The following is a 17,748-nucleotide window of genomic DNA, read 5'->3' on the forward strand; positions in this document are numbered from 1 at the left end:
ATTAACTTTTGTTTGCGCGTTGTTGTTTCTCCAGTATGATTTTTAAGTTACGCTTCCCGTTTTGAATATGGCTTTTCACCTGCATGAGGTTAAAACCTGTTTCGTCGGCAATTTGCTGGTAGGATTTTTTATGAAGATAAAAAAGTTCCAGGCAAATGCGCTGGTCGGCGTTTAGCAACACCATTGCCTGTTCCATGTGTTCCAGCATGATGTCCTTTTCCTGGTGTACGCGCTTGTCTTCTTCTTCAGCTACCATTTTGCCCATGGTGCTGTCGGTGATTTCCTCCCTGTACTTCATATGCTGCTGTCGCAGCTGCATCAGGCAGTAGTTTTTGGCTACCTGGTAAATCCATGCTCTGAAAAACTGGACTTCGTGCTTATGTACGTCCGATAATACTTTCAGGAAGATCTGCTGGACGGCGTCACGGGCGTCTTCTTCGTTTTTCAGGTACTTCATGCACATACCCAGTAGCAGTAACGCGTAGCGGTCGAATAGTACGCCTATCCATTCGCTGTTGCCGTCAGCTTTGTACCGTTGAAGTAAATCCTGGTCTGTTAGTGTATTTATTGCTGAGTTATTCACAGGCTAAAAAAATGGAATGCTGTTCATATGATGCAGCATATTGCAAAATTCCATAAAGTTTTTGAAAATAAAAATCCGCGCTTTAGGCGCGGATTCATCAACTACTATTTTTTCACTGTTAAATTACATGGTATCGAGCGCCTGTTGGGCGGCTGCTTTCAGGCTGCCGTCCATCTTCACCACTTCCTTAAACATGCGTCTGGCGCGGGCGCTCTGGCCTTTACTGCGGTAGCAGATGCCGAGCTGGTAGCGGGCCATTTCCACGTATTTTCCGCTGCCGTTAGCTTCAATGCGTTTGTACCGGTCCATGGCCTCGCTCAAGTTACCTTGCTGCTGATATTGCAGCGCACTCTTGTATAGGCTTTCTATGCTGTTGGTAGCAGGAGCTGCTTCTTCTTTCTTTACTTCTTCTTTTTTAGGTGCGGGCTCCGGCTCCTTTTCTTTTTCTTTTGCGGCTTTTGCGGCAGCTTCAGCAGCATCCTTTTCCTTCTGTTCCTTGTCTTTTTCCTCTGCCAGTTTCTTCAGGCTGTCCTGGCGCCTAACTTCGGCAGCATCCTGATTGGCTTTGAGGAGGCTGTCGGCCTGGGCCTTTCTTTTAGCGGCTCTTTCTGCTGCCAGCAGTTTTATTCTGGCAGAATCTACCGCAGCTGGCGCAGCAGTGCTGCTGGCAGGGGCGGTAGTAGCGACTGCCGGCGGCGCGCTGGGAATATTACTGGGGTGGTTTGCGGTTACAATTGGTTGCGAAGTCACCGCAGTTTCGGAGGAGGGCAGTTTCGCTGCTTCTGCCGGCGGAATGGCTGATACCATTAGTCTGGGAATGGTAGGGTTATTGCGCATATGCCCTTTCAGGACGTACACGCCGCTTACACCCAGGATGGCGAATGCCAGTACCCAGAAATATACGAGGAGGTTTTCCTTGTTGCGTTCCTTGCGGGTATACTGGGCCACCTTCTGTTCCTGCGATACCGGGCGGATGCTTTGCTGGATATAGCGTTGCAGCTTGGAGGTGAGGTCGGCATACTTTTCAGTACTGCCTTCCTTTTCCAGCGCCTGTAATGCTTCAAAGCAGAGGTCACAATCGGTGAGGTGCTGCTCTACCAGGTGTTTCTCCACTTCGGTCAGCCTTCCGTCCAGATAACGGGGGAGCTGATCTTTACTCACGCAACGGATGCCTGAGAAGATTTTGATCACCTTGTCGTTGTTGACTGAATTACTTAACATAGGCTTGATTAATGAAAAGCTTCGCCAGTTTAGCTTTGGCAGCTTTCAGCTGGTTGCGTACCTTATCGCGGTTCCAGCCTTTGGCTGCAGCAAGTTCACTGAATGACTTTTGTTCTACATAAAATTCATCCAGGAGTTTTTTCTCCTCCGGTGCCAGTCGTTGTAACGCCTGTTCAAGCCGGACGATGATCTCCTGGCGGTCTATAGTATTGGTAGATGCTCTATCCACCTTATTTTCGATATGCAGTAAATCTCTCGCTTCCCTGGAGGGGTAAAAAGGCGTTGCTTTGTCCTGGTTATTCAGATAACCCCGCTGCATATGCAAAATCCATTCGTTGGCTTTATAAATGGATTGTGTGCGTAAACTGGCGCTGAGTCGCTGTAATAAAGTAGGGAAAACAATGTTGGGGTCCAGGCTGGGATTTTTTTGCAGTTGCGGCAGTGTGATGGCGACCAGTAAATGACTGTAGCGATCCATCAATACGCCTTCTGCCTCCCGGTCTTTTTGCTTTCTGGTCCGGGATATCAACTCTTTATCCGATAAACTGGTTAACTGCTGGTGCATAAACTTATTATTTTATATTTACGTATAGAATCGGAAAAAGTTCATTTCTGAATTAATAATATTGGATCACCAAACGGATATATACAATTCATATGCCATACGCGGTTGTTATTGTGCCTGTTGCGCCTTTGCGCATGGAATCAGCGCATAGAAGTGAGATGATCTCTCAGTTGCTCTGGGGCGAATGTGTGGAAATTCTTGCCTCCGCGCCGGGTGGTTGGGTACAGGTCAAAAATCAATATGATGATTATGTAGGCTGGATTGCTGAAAATCAGATAGAAGAGGTGGAGGAAAGTGTGTACAATGCTTCGGCACTGGCTTACCTGCCAGAATATGTTAATGAAGTTAACTTCCAGGGTTCTGCCATGCAGGTTCCTTTTGGCTGCCTCGTAAAAGGGGACAGGCTGATGTCGACATGGGGGCGTTATACCGTATTCTATCCACGTGAATTAGGCTCTTTGCGCCTGGCGGAAGAGGATAAAAAGCGCATATTGATTGCTACAGCCTACAAATACCTCGGAACGGGCTATTTATGGGGCGGCAGGAGCGTTTTTGGGATAGATTGTTCCGGTTTTACCCAAAATGTCTACAAAATGGTGGGGATTGCTCTTCTAAGAGATGCTTACCAGCAGGCTACCCAGGGTACAACCGTGGATTTCCTCCAGGAGGCTCAGCCGGGCGATCTGGCCTTTTTTGACAATGAGGAGGGTCGGATTACCCATGTGGGTATTTTATTAAGTGACGAGAGAATCATACACGCTTCCGGCAGGGTGCGCGTTGATCCGATAGACAATCAGGGAATAACCAATATTGACACCGGGGAAAGGACGCATAAACTCAGGATAATAAAGCGGTTCCTGTAATACCATCATGCTGCTCTTGTTCGGTTCCCGTAGAGCCGGACTGCGTCGGGCTCCTCGCGCGCAGGTCACCGAAGGTGACCTGCCAGTCCTTTTCCAGCACCAAACATCTCCGAAACAAAAAAAAGACTGACACCGCAGCATCAGTCTTTTCCTTCGCTCATAACAAGCTATTTAACTCTGTTTGAAAATCTTGCGATAATCCTCAAAGCTTTTCTTAATGATTTCTTCTGCTTTCGCTTTATCCTGGAATTCTTCCACTTTCACAGTCTTTCTTTCCAGTGTTTTGTATTCTTCGAAGAAATGACGCATTTCTTCAATAAAGTGAGGAGGCAGTTCAGAGATATCGTTGATGTGGTTTACGCTCATGTCGTTAGCCGCCACTGCGATGATCTTGTCATCCGCTTCACCGCCATCGATCATTTGCATTACACCGATTACTTTTGCTTCGATAATACACATCGGAACGCAATCAACCTGCGATAATACCAGGATATCCAGTGGATCATGGTCATCGCAGTAAGACTGAGGTATAAACCCGTAGTTGGCAGGATAGTAAACAGATGAGTACAGTACCCTGTCCAGTTTCAGTAATCCGCTTTCTTTATCCAGTTCATATTTGGCACGGCATCCCTTTGGAATCTCAATAATGGCATTTACGATGTGTGGTACTTCATTTCCGGGACTCACACTATGCCAGGGATTTGTCATCATAATAGATCTTTACGTTATAAGTTTATAGTTCAATGCAAGCTTAAGACAAAATAATAAGTTTTGCCCCCGCAGTGCTTATTGCGGTGCAAAATTACATAACTCAGCGTTAATAGCTAAATTATTATTATCCCGGCAGTTATGTTCCGGGAAAACAGGCTGCTACTGGGCCTGTGGCACGTTGGCACCACCCGGCAGGGTAGTATCCACAGGTACGGCAGTGGCGCTATCCATGATAGCCCCGTCTGGAGGTGGGATATAATTAGGAATAATGCTTTCAAACGTCAGGGAAATCTTCCATTGACCACTTTCCTTCACCAGTTGCAATATTTCCTCCTGGTGGGCAGAAGAGTTGAGGATAGTTACGGAGGCTTTGTCGCCTGATTCGCTTTCTTCCGTTTTTACGACCTTAATCTGGGCATTCTTGATCTTTTCTCTCTCCGCCTCATTGCGGCGGGCATCAAAGAAGGAATAGAGTTGTATTACCTGTTGGGATTCTTTAGTGGCGTAATCCCTTGCCTTGTCAAAATTCGAATCCTGTATGGCGTGCATAAAAGCAAGTGCCACTTCATCAGGGGTGGCCTTTTTCTTACAACTGCTCAGCAGTAAGGTTGGTATCACTGCCAAAAACAGGAATCGACGAATATTGGTCATGCGGTGGATAAATTATTAATATATCGCTAACAAAAATAGGGTTAAACAATCAATTCTGCAAAGTTCCGTCTCTTTAACGTCACTAAAATGTTTGCCCTTAGCGGCGGTGAACATACGCGAAACCTCGTTAACGAAGCGTTAAAAGTAGTGGCACTCCCCTTATGAGGAGTGCCAACACCCCTATAAATCTTTATTGGCATCGTACGCCTTGATAATGGCTTTCACCAGTCGGTGACGCACCACATCCTCTTCATCCAGCTCTACATACCCAATCCCGTCAATGTTACGAAGGATACGGGTAGCTTTGTCCAACCCCGATTTCTGGTTTTTAGGCAGGTCAATCTGGGTAAGGTCACCGGTAATGATAGCTTTGGCAGAAGCGCCGATACGTGTCAGAAACATTTTAATCTGCAGGTCTGTGGCGTTTTGCGCCTCATCCAGGATAATGAAGGAATTGTCCAGGGTGCGGCCACGCATATACGCCAGTGGTGCAATCTCAATAATACGGTTGGCCATATAATAACTCAGCTTTTCTGCCGGTATCATATCATCGAGCGCATCGTACAACGGACGCAGGTAAGGGTCAATCTTTTCTTTCAAATCTCCTGGCAGGAAACCCAGGCTTTCACCTGCTTCCACCGCCGGACGGGTTAGAATGATTTTCTTGATAGCCTTGTTCTTCAGCGCTCTCACTGCCAGCGCTACGGCGGTATAGGTTTTACCGGTTCCGGCCGGGCCAATGGCAAACACTATGTCATTTTTATCCGCCAGGTTCACCATCTTTTTCTGGTTAGCTGTGCGTGCCCTGACAGTTCTGCCATTCGGTCCGAAAACCAATACCTCATTGGGGTTACGGTCACTGAAATTATCAATACCAGTACCCTCTTCATCTCCCAGGATCTGCTCAAAATAGTTCTCGGTAAGATTGCCGTTGCGCTCCAGATACTTCACAATCTGGCCAATCTTTTCCTCCGCTGTTGATACCTCCTCAGGGGAGCCGCTAAGCTTTAGCTGGGTACCTCTGGACAGGATTTTCAACAATGGGAACTTTTTCTTCAGTAAATCCAGCTTTCCGTTATTGACACCGAAAAACTCAATGGGATTAATACTGTCTAAGTTGATAATGGTTTCAGTCAATGATCTAAAGATTTAATTGTCCAGGAAAAATCGGTGTTCTCATACCGAATATATTTAATTCTTACGCAACCAGGATAGCAATCTTGTTAAGCTAATACTAAATTCTGTACCGCTGGCTACCTGCTAACTGGTTTGCTGGTACCATCTGAATGCGAATATATTACCTTCAACACAATTTCAGAAAACAGTTAATCCACAAACGTGGATAAACAATCTTACTGTACCACAACTTTTTGCCCGCTATCTCGATAACCTCCGGCCACATAATAGCCCTGCCCATCAACATTTTAAGTACATTTATGGAATTAAAGCTGTTTTTTCCTGTAGAATAGCTATTTTAGGCCCTTTGCAGACAACGATATTAAGTTCCGCTATCATATGAACATAGCTATGCTGGATCAGCATTACCGGCATCTACAACACCTGGAAGCTGCCATTAATGCCTGTGCGCTCTCAGTTTCTGTGAATGCAGACGGTACCATTTCCTCGGTGAATAACCTGATGCTGAACGCGCTGCAGCTACCCGTTTCGGCCATAGAAGGTCAATTGTTCGAGTCTATCCTGATCCCTGCTAACAGGGACCAATGGACCGCTATTGGCCAAAAACTCGCACTCGGTACCCCGGTGCAGGAACAAATAGGGTTCCTCATCAATGGCATCACTCCGCTATGGATCGAAGCTGGTATCAATCCCATCATAGCCGATAACGGCCAACTCACCCAATTCCTTATCATCGGCCTCAATATCACCGAAAGGAAATTATCGGAACTCCGCATCCAGGAAGATGAACAGTATTTCAGACAAATCCTGGAAAACCTCCCCATCGGCCTCCAGCAATTCTCTCCCGAAGGAACCAGCATGGAAATGAATAGCCGCCAGCGGGAAATATGGGGACAGGCACACCCTTTCTTTCAGCAGGCAGATTATAACTGGTTGCAAGATCCGCAATACCGCCTCAACGGACTCACCAAACTCTTCGAAGAGGTTCGCCAGGGCCGTAAAACACAGAAAAGAGAAATCTTACTGAACTTCACGGAAAAAAATTACGACGATATCACCCGCATCTACCCGGTATATTATGAAGCCACCGTGTTTCCCGTGGTAGATAAGCAGTCCAATATGGCTAACCTCTTCCTGATCCTCGACGATATCACCGAAAAGAAACTCGCCGAAATCAGCCTCCAGAAGAGTGAACGCCTGCTCGATAATATCATCGAAAACCTGCCGATCGGCTACATCCAGTTCGATAACTTTGGATTTATCCGTCGCATTAACCAAACACAACGTAACTTTTTTAACTCGCCGCATCCCGCCGCCCGCCGGCAGTTTAACGTGATGAACGACGAGTTTGCCACCACCTTTGAACTCGACGATCTCTTCCAGCGTGCCCTGCAGGAAAACGAAACCCTGCGCCTGGAAAAGAAAGTAGACTTTACCAAAGATGCCCGCTGGACCTCCGTAGAACGGGAAGTATACCTGGACCTCACCGTGTTCCCGGTAGAAAATCCGATGGATAAAGAACGCATCGTAGTGGCACTGGTAAACGATATCACAGATAAAAAAATGCAGGAACTGGAAAATGTTAAAAACCAGGAATTCCTGCTGCAAACAGGCCAGATCGGTAAAATAGGTGGCTGGGAGCTGGAAGTGGAAACCAATACCATCCGCTGGTCCGACCAGGCCTACCACATACACGAATGTATACCCGGTACCCGCCTCACCCTGGATGCCGTTTTGCAACTCTACCTGGAAGAGTCACGACTGAACCTCGCACATCACATCGAAACGTGTATCCGTACCGGTAAGCCGTTCGATGTGCAGCTCACCATCTCCCTACAGCAAAATATTACCAAACGTATACGCTGTATAGGCCGCGCAGATGTTACTACCGGCCAACCTAAACGCATATACGGCGTTGTACAGGATATCACTGAACAATCAGCCATACGGGACGCACTCACCCGAAATACAGAGCTGATGCGGCTTTTCTTTGATACCATGGACATGGGTTACGCCGCCATGGAACCGGATGGCCTCCTTAACTTCGTAAACCAGAAAGCGGAGAAAATGATCGGTCGCAAAGAACTGGCTGGTGCCAATATCTTTGAAGTGTTCCCGAAACTCAGCGGTACCGTGTTCTATGCGCGACTCCAGGAGTGTATCAAACAAAATACTTCCCAGTCGTTCGGTATCTATTTTCCCATCCCGGATAAATGGTACGACTTCCTGCTCACGCCCATGCAGGACGGCGGCATCTCCGTGTTTATCCGCGATATCACGGAAAGCCGTAAAATGCAGAAGGAACTGCGGAAGGCGAATGATCAACTCTCTAACCTGAATAAAAACCTGGTTAACCAGAATAAACAACTGGAAGACTTTGCACATATCACCTCCCATAACCTGCGTGCACCAATCGCCAACCTGAAAGCGCTGATGCAAATGCATAACGAGGCTACATCCAGCCAGGAGCGGGAGCTTTACCTGGGTATGCTGCATGAGGTGATTAAAAAGATAGATGAAACCCTCAACGACCTCGTAGAAGTAGTGCAGATCAGAAAAGATGTGAACGTGGAAAAAGAAAAACTCTACTTCACCGACCGGTTGCAGAAAGTAAAAGATATTTTGCTGGTAGATATTGAGAATAGTAAGATTCAGATTACGGCCGACTTTGAAAGAGCGCCTGCACTGGTATATTCCAAAGTTTATCTCGACAGCATCCTGCAAAATTTTATCACTAACGCGATTCGTTACCGCTCGCCGGAACGTGTGCCGGCACTGCGTTTACAGACGTGGGTAGAAAACGATGCCATCATTCTCACCGTGGAAGATAACGGCGTGGGAATAGATATGGAACGGTTCGGCAACAAATTATTTGGCTTCAGAAAAACATTCCATAAAAATAAAGATGCGAAGGGGATAGGCTTGTTTATTACCAAAACTCAGGTGGAAGCGATGGGCGGAAGCATCAAAGCAGAAAGTAAGCCCGGTTTTGGAACAAAATTTATTATTACTTTTAGGCCTGAATAATATGCTTATATGAACCTGATCGATATGATTTTTATTGTGGATGATGACCCGATTCACCAGCAAATCGCCAAAATTATGATTGAGCGGCAGGGTATAAGCAGTAATATCCGTGTGTTCTCTGATGCCCAGGAAGTGCTGGACTATTTCAGAGAAAACACGAATGTGGCAGCTGCACTGCCTGATTTAATTTTGTTGGATTTGAATATGCCGGTGATGGATGGATGGGAATTTCTCGACGAATATGCCACCTTCCAGGCGGAGCTGCCTAAGTCTATTAAGATCTTTGTGCTCACCTCCAGCATTGATGAAAAAGACAAGGAAAGAGTCCGTTCTTATGCGTTTGTAAGTGGTTATCTTACCAAACCTCTGTCGAAAGAGATTATATCACATCTTTCCTAAGCCTGCCACAGCAGCAGATTTGAGCTCGCTGATCGTTTTAGCGGGATCCGCTGAAGCAAATACCGCACTTCCTGCAACCAGTACATTTGCACCTGCCTGCACCAGCTGGCCGGCATTGTCCGCACTTACGCCACCATCCACTTCAATAAGTGCATGCGCATTGCTGTCGGTAATCAACTGGCGTAATTGCGCAATCTTATGATAGGTTTGTTCGATGAACGACTGTCCGCCGAAACCTGGGTTCACACTCATGATCAGCACCATGTCCACATCCCGGATAATGTTTTCCAGCAGCCCTACAGGGGTATGCGGATTCAATGCCACACCGGCTTTCATGCCCAGGCTTTTGATCTGCTGAATATTCCGGTGCAGGTGCGGACAAGCTTCGTAATGCACGGTGAGCATATTGGCACCAGCCTTCTGAAAGGCTTCCGCATATTTTTCAGGTTCTTCTATCATCAGGTGTACGTCGCAGGTTTTTTTTGCGACCTTGCTGATCTGCGAAATAACAGGTAAACCAAAACTAATGTTGGGCACAAATCTTCCATCCATCACATCCAGGTGAAACCAGTCGGCCTCGCTCTCATTGAGCATAGCCGCAGCTTTTCCCAGTTCCAGGAAGTTAGCCGCCAACAGCGAGGGGGCAATTAATACAGGTCTGTTTTCCAAAGGCAAATATTTTTGGTCCGTGTAAATTTAAGCAATTACTTGCTCAGTCTTTTTATTCCTTCCTTTGCCTCTCCATAATCCTTTCTGAACGAAGAAGCCTTAATATAATCTTCCAGCGCCAGTTCCTTTTTGCCCAGCTTTTCGTTGCTCATAGCCCGGTAGTAGTAGGCTTCTGCATCTGTAGGCGCGGCTTTGGCGGCCAGGTTATAAAATGTAAAAGCATCTTTCCAGTTATTTTGTTTACGGGAGATATGAGCCAGCGCCATGTAGGCTGCTTCGTACCCGGGATCGGCCACTATGCTCTTCCGATAGGCACTGATCGCCGCATCGGTTTGCTGCAGTTGCTCATACAGCTGGCCGGCGTTATACATTGGTACCGCATTGGCGGAGTCTAACTTCCACGCCTGTACGTAATATGAAATGGCAGCTGCATCACGGCGGCTGCTCAGCAGATCCCCCAGCTCCATCAGCGCCTCGTACTCCGGTCTGGCAGCCACTTCCACGCCTTGTCGCAGGTATTGGATCGCCCGTGTGGTGTCCTGGTGATCTTCTGCTATGCGGGCTTTGAGGTAAAAGGCCTGGTCCCTGGCATCTTTGCTTTGTGTGAGCAGGTCAGCCAAACTATCCGCCGCCGCATACTGCTTTTCCTCCACATGCGCGATCGCCAGTTTGTATTGCAGGTATGGGTAGCCGGGAGCAGTGGTGAGTGCTTTCGTAAAAAGTTCAGTAGCCAGTTTATTATTACCAGTTACCAGTGCGGCTTCGCCGGCACCTGCCCAATAGTCCGTATTGGTTGCATCCAGTTTGGCGGCCTGCTGAAAATCTTTCAGCGCCAGCTCAGGATGGGTATTGAAAAGGAGGAGAGCGCGACGGTAATACAGCGCGTGATTGTCAGGGAATTGCTGCAGGGAGTCGGTGACAGGTTGTATTATATCAGCGTTTAGTACGGAGTCCACGGCGGGCTCCTGCTGCTGACTATTGTGTGCCTGCTGTTGGTTGCAGGCCACAATAGCCAGTCCTATGGCAAGGATAGTTAGTTTTCTCATACAGCGCCAAGTTAATGGCTTAATTCTGAATTCTGAAATTCTAACTGTAATAATGTTTTTTTAACTGCCTGGTAATCTGCCGGTAATACGATGGAAGATTTCTCTTTGCCGTAGAGCGACATCACCTTGGCAGGTGTATGGATTTCGTCGCGGATCGCTTTTGGAGCAGTGTCCTCAAACTTAACCGGGTGGGCAGTTTCCAGGAACACGCCGGTAGCATCCGGATCTTCGGCCAGGTATTGCTGTAGGCCCAGGTAGCCTACGGCACCGTGAGGGTCCAGCATGTAGTGGTATTCTTTATATACACGTTCCATGGCGCGGGCGGTGTCCTTGTCGTTAAAGCTGTAGCTGCTCATGCTGGCAGCCAGCTGTGGGAAGTTTTTACCGTACAGCTCCAGGATGCGCACGAAGTTGCTCGGGTCAGCCACGTCCATAGCGTTTGACAGCGTAGGAACGGCGCGGCCTGGCTTATATTCCTGCGTTTGCATAAAGCGGGGAATGGTATCGTTAGCGTTGGTAGCGGCAATAAAGTGCGACACCGGCAAGCCGATAGCTGCTGCCATCATGCCGGCGCAAATGTTGCCGAAGTTGCCGCTGGGCACAGAAAACACCAGTTTCGGATGCGCTGCTTTCATTTGACGGTAGGCCAGGAAATAATAGAACATCTGTGGTAGCCAGCGGGCCACGTTAATGGAGTTGGCGGATGTCAGCGGTCGTTTGGACTGTATTTCCTGGTCCAGGAAAGCTGTTTTTACGATCTGCTGGCAGTCATCGAAAGTGCCCAGGATTTCCAGTGCACGGATGTTTCCACCGAGCGTTGTCAGCTGTTTTTCCTGTAGGGTACTTACCATTTTTGAAGGATACAGGATCACCACTTCTACACCCGGTACATTATAAAAACCACTGGCCACCGCGGCGCCGGTATCCCCGGAAGTGGCTACCAGTACGGTTACCGGCTTGGTGCTGTTGCGGCGGAAATAGCCAAGGCACCCTGCCATAAACCTGGCACCTACATCCTTAAAGGCGAGGGTAGGGCCGTGAAACAGCTCCAGCGCGTACGTGGCGCGGGAAACTTTTTGTATGGGAAAGGGAAAATGCAGCGTGTCTGCTACAATCTTCCTTAACTGTGGTTCAGGAATTTCATCTCCTACGAATGCTTTGATGACTTCATAACCAATTTCCTGGTCAGTATACTGATGGAGGTTTTTCAGAAACGTAGGATCCAGTTGTGGAATCTGCTCCGGAAAATACAATCCTTTGTCGGGCGCCATTCCTTCAGTAACGGCGGTTTCAAAGGATACTTTGAGAGCTGGATTTTGCAAGCTGTAATATTGCATAATGCATTCTTTAAATTAGTTAATCAATCACTTTTACTCCTGCAGTATTTATCTGGGAAACGTATATTTTATAATCCACACCCAGTGGTGCATATACTTTGTCCATCATTGCTGCGACTTTGCGAGCGTTGGCTTCGCCTTTGCTGAGCATGAACACACTCGGGCCGGAGCCGCTGATGCCGCCGCCGAGGGCGCCTGCTTCCTTGCATTTTACTTTCAGTTCGTGAAAAGCAGGGATCAGGATGCTGCGTACCGGTTCTACGATCACGTCTTCGAGGGAGCGACTAATCAGTTCATAGTCTTCCTGGAAAAGGCCGGCTACCAGGGCACCAACGTTACCCCACTGGCGGATGGCGTCCGTCATCAGTACTTTTTGTTTTAGGATTTCACGGGCATCGGAAGTTTTTACTTCTATCTGCGGGTGAATCACGGATACCCATAATTCCGCAGGGGAGTTGAGGGCAATGATATCCAGGGGGCGGTAGCTGCGCACCATAGTAAACCCTCCGAGGATAGCGGGGGCTACGTTGTCGGCATGGGCCGAACCGGAGGCGAGTCGTTCGCCTTCCATGGCAAACCGCACCAGTTGTTTACGTGTAAAGGGTTGACCGAGGAGGTAGTTGACGCCTACAACCGCGCCTGCGCTGCTGGCGGCGCTGGAGCCGATACCGCTGCCGGGGTGAATATTTTTGAATATTTCGATTTCAATACCTACTTCCGGGTTTTCATATTTCTGCAGCAGTGCCTGTACAGCCACGCCTGCAACGTTTTTCAGCGGGTCCAGGGGAAGATCTGCCCCGTGAACGGCGGTGATACGGATGCCGGGTTCATTGCTCCTGCGCAGGATCATTTCATCGCCAGGTGCGTCCATAGCCAGTCCTATTACATCAAATCCGCAGGCAACGTTAGCAACAGTGCCGGGAGCAAATACTTTTATAGAATCCATATACTTAATTTAATCATTGATTTTCAGGTACGGAAATGTGGTGATAAGGATAACGTTTTATTAACCCTATCTGGCGGTTCGGATAATGTCAGCAAATATGCCGGAAGCGGTAACATCAGCTCCTGCACCTGCTCCTTTCACGATCAGCGGTTGTTCACGGTACCTGCTGGTGGTATAAAGTACGATATTATCTTTTCCTTCCAGGTTATAGAAGGGGTGTTCTGGTGCTATGCACTGCAATCCTACGGAAGCCTTGCCTTCTTCATAACGGGCTACGAACTTAAGGCGTTTGCCTGCGGCCACCGCGTTACTGAGTAACTGTTTAAAGTGGTCGGCGTGTACGTCCAGCTGGTCGTAGAAATCGGCTACAGACGGGGCATCCAGGCAGGCTTGTGGCAGGAAAAGGTTGTTGGTGATATCTTCCATTTCCATTCTGGCGCCGCTTTCTCTGGCCAGGATGAGGATTTTACGCATTACATCAACGCCGCTCAGGTCGATGCGTGGATCTGGTTCGGTATATCCTTCGTCCTGTGCTGCCTGTACTACATCACGGAAGTTAGCACCATTTACAAAATTGTTGAACACAAAGTTAAGGCTGCCGCTGAGCACCGCTTCGATGCTGTGTACGCGGTCGCCGCTGCGGATCAGGTCATTGAGGGTGTTGATCACCGGTAATCCTGCGCCCACATTGGTTTCAAAGAGGAAGGAAGCGTTGTAGTTCTTCGCCAGCTCTTTCAGCTCTTTATAGTATTGATAGTCGGACGAGCAGGCAATTTTATTGCAGGTGACCACAGAAATACCATGCTGGAGGAACTCGTGGTATGTTTTTGCTACCTCGGCGCTGGCGGTGTTATCAACGAATACGCTGTTGCGCAGGTTCAGTGCTTTGATACGGGCAATGTAGGCGGGGATGTCGCTGGCATCGGCCTGTGGCAGCTGCTCTTTCCAGTCGCTCAGTTTGATGCCGTATTCACTCAGCAGCATATTTTTACTGTTGGCCAGGCCGGTTACGCGGATCTGCAGTCCCAGCTCTTCCTGGAGGAAGGTCTGTTGCTGTTGCAGTTGTTCCAGTAGCTTACCACCTACGTTGCCGGCGCCTGCTACGAAAAGGTTCACCTGTTTCAGCGGTTTTTCGAAGAAGGTTTCGTGGATGAGGTTCAGTGCTTTTTTAACATCCGCCTTGTTGATCACTGCGGAGATATTTTTTTCGGTAGAACCCTGTGCAATCGCACGCACGTTCACTCCGTTACGGCCCAGTGTACCAAACAGTTTACCGCTGGTGCCATGGTGATTCTTCATTTTATCACCTACCACTGCTACGATGCTGAGGTCTTTTTCTACCTGCAGCGGCTCTATTTTCTTCTCGTGTATTTCTGTTGCAAACTCTTCATCTACGGCGGCTTTGGCACGGAGCATTTCCCCTTCGTGGATGCCCACGGTGATGGAGTGCTCGGAAGAGCTTTGTGTGATGAGGATTACGTTGATGCGTTCCCGTAATAAGGCTTCAAACAGGCGTTTGGAGAAGCCGGGGATACCCACCATGCCGCTGCCTTCCAGGGTCAGCAGCGCTATCTGCTGGATGCCGCTGATGCCGGTAACGGCCATGCTGCGCTCGGAGCTGTCCTGTATGAGTGTGCCATAATCTTCAGGGGCAAAGGTATTTTTTATCCAAACAGGAATTCGTTTATCCATTACCGGTTGGATGGTAGGCGGGTAGATTACTTTAGCACCGAAGTGGGAGAGTTCCATTGCTTCTTCATAAGAAATATGAGCAATAGGAATGGCCTGTGATACGATGCGTGGATCGGCGGTCATCATACCACTCACGTCTGTCCATATATCGAGAACGCTGGCGTTTACAGCTGCTGCAACAATGGCAGCGGTGTAATCGGAGCCACCGCGGCCCAGGGTGGTAGTTTCGCCGTCGGCAGTAGCGGCTACAAAACCCGGGAGTACGGTGTAGTCGGCTGCTGACTCAGCAAAGTAGGCTTGTATATTATGATTAGTAGCTGGGAAATTCACGGCTGCATGACCGAAGTTACCATCGGTAACGATGAGCTGGCGACTATCTTTACAGTTGGCGTTGAGGCCCTGTTGTTTCAGTTTCTCTGCTACCAGCACGCAGGAAATCAGTTCCCCGAAGCTCATGATTTTATCGAGGGAGCGTGCGCTCAGTTCACCTACCTGGAAGATGCCATCACAGAGGTTTTCAAGGGCGTTGAGTTTCTTTTTCAGTTGGCTTATCTGACTGCTTTGAGCAGTAATCGGGAATAATTCGCGGATAGCATCGAGGTGGCGTGTCTCGATTTCCTGTAATACAGATTTATATTCTTCCTGACCAGCGCCGGCGAGTTGACCAGCGTTGATGAGTTTGTCGGTGATGCCACCCATGGCAGATACTACGATGGCGTATTTACCTGCGGGTTTATGCTTCACTAATATCTGGCATACTTGTTCTATTGCTTTGGAGCTTCCAACGGATGTGCCGCCGAATTTTAAAACTTGCATAATGAATAATATTTATACGTAGAAATATTCCGATCCTTCCGGTTTGGTTACCACCTGCGTGGTCATTGGATGATATGTGAAAACTAACCCCGCACTGGGGTTGTAATAATGGTGGTTGTAATAATAGTGCTCATGCATTCCCGCTGGGAGGTGGGAGTGGAGGAGAAGTGATATGTATTTTTCTGTAGCACTATTGTTTGTATGACGATTACGTTACAAAAGTCTATAATTACAACGGTAAATAAAAGCGCAGTGTGGATATTTATAAAAATTTCAAATTTTGTATGTTTTATTAGTCGTTTTTAAATTTAGGTAGATGATAATTGAATATTATTATGAATTATATGCGAATTGATAGCAGGCGTTAAATCAATGTTCTGTACTTTTAATTATTTATTTGTATTATACCATGACATTACAATGACAATAATCGGGCTTTCACGCGTCAGCTTCAGCATGTTCCGCGCGAAGCGCGGAACCCAGCTCCGGCAAAACCGAAGGTTTTGCCGGTACACCCACTCCCCACTAAAAAATTGGTTTAATATAAAAATCCATTAACTTTAACAGGTAAATCAAACTGCATTGCCGGAATTATTGAAATATACTTCCAATAGTCAGCTCCGCTACTATTTCCTTATGGCCACCCTCGCCATGGATTCGGCTATTGCTTAACCTTCCTGTACCCGCTCAGCCGGGATTTTACCTTTTTAATTAGCGTAACTTTACAGCAGCGTTCATAACCTGCACTATCCGGTCGCATACTGCGGTCCGTTAATTACTACGGTAACTACTACATCAGCATCATTTATTATTCACAGACGGTATATTATTTAATCATACACCAATTCAATCACCTTATTTCTATCAATATTCCCTGTTATGCCACATTATCATAAACTAGGACAGATTCCGCATAAGCGCCATACCCAGTTTCGCAAACCGGATGGGAGCCTTTATTCGGAGCAACTCTTTTCTACGGAAGGATTTTCGTCCCATTCATCCCTCTTGTACCATTGTCACCCGCCTACCGAAATCGTCCGCGTAGATGAACCTTACAGCGTAGCACCAAAGGTGGCGGAAGAGAAAATGCTGAAACACCGCAGCTTCCAGGGGTTCAACATTCAGCCGGAAGACGATTTTCTGAAAAGCCGCAAAGCGGTACTGGTCAACAGCGACCTGCACATTGTACTGGCCTCTCCGCGTAAAAGCATGGAGGATTATTTCTATAAAAATGCGGATGCGGATGAGATGATCTTTGTGCATGAAGGCAGTGGTACACTCAAAACACAATATGGCCAGCTGAAATTTGGTTACGGCGATTACCTGGTAGTGCCCCGCGGTACCATTCACCAGATCAGCTTTGATACAGCGGATAACCGCCTGTTTATTGTAGAGTCGTTCAGCCCTATCCGTTATCCTAAGCGCTACCTCAGCAAATATGGTCAACTGCTGGAGCATGCTCCATATTGTGAGCGGGATATCCGTCAGCCGGAGCACCTGGAAACAATTGACCAGGAAGGCGACTTTCTCATCAATATAAAAAAGAAAGGGGTGATGTACCCCATTCATTATAAACACCACCCATTCGATGTAGTAGGCTGGGATGGTTGCGAATACCCGTTTGCCTTTTCCATCCACGATTTTGAACCAATCACCGGCCGCGTGCATCAGCCACCTCCGGTACACCAGACATTCGAAGGCACCAACTTCGTAGTCTGCTCTTTCTGCCCGCGGCTGTTTGATTATCATCCGCAGGCCATACCTGCGCCTTACAATCACAGCAATATTGATAGTGATGAGGTATTATATTATGTAGATGGGGATTTCATGAGCCGGAAACATGTAACGAGAGGTATGATTACCCTCCATCCGGCTGGCATCCCTCACGGGCCGCATCCGGGCGCAGTAGAAAAGAGCATAGGCGCAAAGGAAACAAAAGAACTGGCAGTAATGGTGGATACCTTCCATCCGTTGCAGATTACGGAAGCTGCACTGGGAATAGAAGATGCATCCTACACCATGAGCTGGGCAGAATAACACCTGCACAAAACCAACCTTACTTAATACAACAACAAAATCTTTAAA

Annotated in this window: 15 protein-coding genes; 4 read left to right on the forward strand and 11 right to left on the reverse strand. The window is 47.8% G+C overall.

What is annotated here, in order from left to right; all coding sequences use genetic code 11:
- Position 1: 1 nt before the first annotated feature.
- The 3 genes from BUB18_RS24300 to BUB18_RS24310 form a co-directional block, all read right to left on the reverse strand.
- A complete protein-coding gene (locus BUB18_RS24300; protein WP_073086112.1) occupies positions 2-583 on the reverse strand; it encodes an RNA polymerase sigma factor in 582 nt (193 codons plus the stop codon).
- A gap of 123 nt (positions 584-706) precedes the next feature.
- Positions 707-1,804, reverse strand: a complete 1,098-nt coding sequence (locus BUB18_RS24305) for a zf-HC2 domain-containing protein (protein ID WP_073086114.1) — start codon at positions 1,802-1,804, stop codon at positions 707-709.
- Positions 1,794-2,369, reverse strand: coding sequence for a sigma factor-like helix-turn-helix DNA-binding protein (locus tag BUB18_RS24310; RefSeq protein ID WP_073086116.1), 576 nt, complete (start codon positions 2,367-2,369; stop codon positions 1,794-1,796). Before BUB18_RS24310 ends, BUB18_RS24305 begins: the two co-directional genes overlap by 11 nt.
- A 92-nt stretch (positions 2,370-2,461) precedes the next feature.
- On the opposite strand from BUB18_RS24310, the gene BUB18_RS24315 reads away from it, so the two are divergent.
- Positions 2,462-3,232 (forward strand): C40 family peptidase, encoded by a 771-nt coding sequence (locus BUB18_RS24315; RefSeq protein ID WP_073086118.1) that lies wholly within the window; start codon positions 2,462-2,464, stop codon positions 3,230-3,232.
- A 171-nt stretch (positions 3,233-3,403) separates the two neighbouring features.
- On the opposite strand, the gene BUB18_RS24320 is transcribed toward BUB18_RS24315, so the two are convergent.
- The 3 genes from BUB18_RS24320 to BUB18_RS24330 form a co-directional block, all read right to left on the reverse strand.
- Positions 3,404-3,943 (reverse strand): inorganic diphosphatase, encoded by a 540-nt coding sequence (locus BUB18_RS24320; protein ID WP_218377688.1) that lies wholly within the window; start codon positions 3,941-3,943, stop codon positions 3,404-3,406.
- 159 nt (positions 3,944-4,102) lie between these two features.
- Positions 4,103-4,594: a nuclear transport factor 2 family protein gene (locus tag BUB18_RS24325; RefSeq protein WP_073086122.1), complete on the reverse strand. Its 492-nt coding sequence runs from the start codon at positions 4,592-4,594 to the stop codon at positions 4,103-4,105.
- A 180-nt stretch (positions 4,595-4,774) separates the two neighbouring features.
- The gene (locus BUB18_RS24330; protein ID WP_073086124.1) at positions 4,775-5,731 is read right to left on the reverse strand and encodes a PhoH family protein; all 957 of its coding nucleotides are present in this window, start codon (positions 5,729-5,731) and stop codon (positions 4,775-4,777) included.
- 378 nt (positions 5,732-6,109) lie between these two features.
- Here BUB18_RS24330 and BUB18_RS24335 point away from each other — a divergent pair, with 378 nt between their 5' ends.
- Both BUB18_RS24335 and BUB18_RS24340 read left to right on the forward strand, forming a co-directional pair.
- Entirely contained in the window at positions 6,110-8,758 is a 2,649-nt protein-coding gene (locus tag BUB18_RS24335) for a PAS domain-containing sensor histidine kinase (protein WP_083550710.1), read from the forward strand.
- A 9-nt stretch (positions 8,759-8,767) separates the two neighbouring features.
- Positions 8,768-9,157 (forward strand): response regulator, encoded by a 390-nt coding sequence (locus BUB18_RS24340; protein ID WP_083550712.1) that lies wholly within the window; start codon positions 8,768-8,770, stop codon positions 9,155-9,157.
- On the opposite strand, the gene rpe is transcribed toward BUB18_RS24340, so the two are convergent.
- The 5 genes from rpe to thrA all read right to left on the reverse strand — a co-directional run bounded on the left by rpe (position 9,143) and on the right by thrA (position 15,663).
- Positions 9,143-9,826, reverse strand: a complete 684-nt coding sequence (gene rpe, locus BUB18_RS24345; RefSeq protein WP_073086128.1) for a ribulose-phosphate 3-epimerase — start codon at positions 9,824-9,826, stop codon at positions 9,143-9,145. The two genes, BUB18_RS24340 and rpe, sit on opposite strands and share 15 nt — an antisense overlap.
- 35 nt (positions 9,827-9,861) lie before the next feature.
- Entirely contained in the window at positions 9,862-10,872 is a 1,011-nt protein-coding gene (locus tag BUB18_RS24350) for a tetratricopeptide repeat protein (protein WP_073086129.1), read from the reverse strand.
- An 11-nt stretch (positions 10,873-10,883) separates the two neighbouring features.
- Positions 10,884-12,209 (reverse strand): threonine synthase, encoded by a 1,326-nt coding sequence (gene thrC / locus BUB18_RS24355; RefSeq protein ID WP_073086130.1) that lies wholly within the window; start codon positions 12,207-12,209, stop codon positions 10,884-10,886.
- Positions 12,210-12,228: 19 nt separating this feature from the next.
- Entirely contained in the window at positions 12,229-13,155 is a 927-nt protein-coding gene (locus tag BUB18_RS24360) for a homoserine kinase (protein WP_073086131.1), read from the reverse strand.
- A 66-nt stretch (positions 13,156-13,221) separates the two neighbouring features.
- A complete protein-coding gene (gene thrA, locus BUB18_RS24365; protein ID WP_073086133.1) occupies positions 13,222-15,663 on the reverse strand; it encodes a bifunctional aspartate kinase/homoserine dehydrogenase I in 2,442 nt (813 codons plus the stop codon).
- A gap of 879 nt (positions 15,664-16,542) precedes the next feature.
- Here thrA and BUB18_RS24370 point away from each other — a divergent pair.
- Complete coding sequence (locus BUB18_RS24370; protein WP_073086135.1) at positions 16,543-17,700, forward strand: homogentisate 1,2-dioxygenase; 1,158 nt, start codon at positions 16,543-16,545, stop codon at positions 17,698-17,700.
- Positions 17,701-17,748: the final 48 nt, after the last annotated feature.

Origin of the sequence: Chitinophaga jiangningensis, assembly GCF_900142605.1 — a bacterium.
Taxonomy (GTDB): domain Bacteria; phylum Bacteroidota; class Bacteroidia; order Chitinophagales; family Chitinophagaceae; genus Chitinophaga; species Chitinophaga jiangningensis.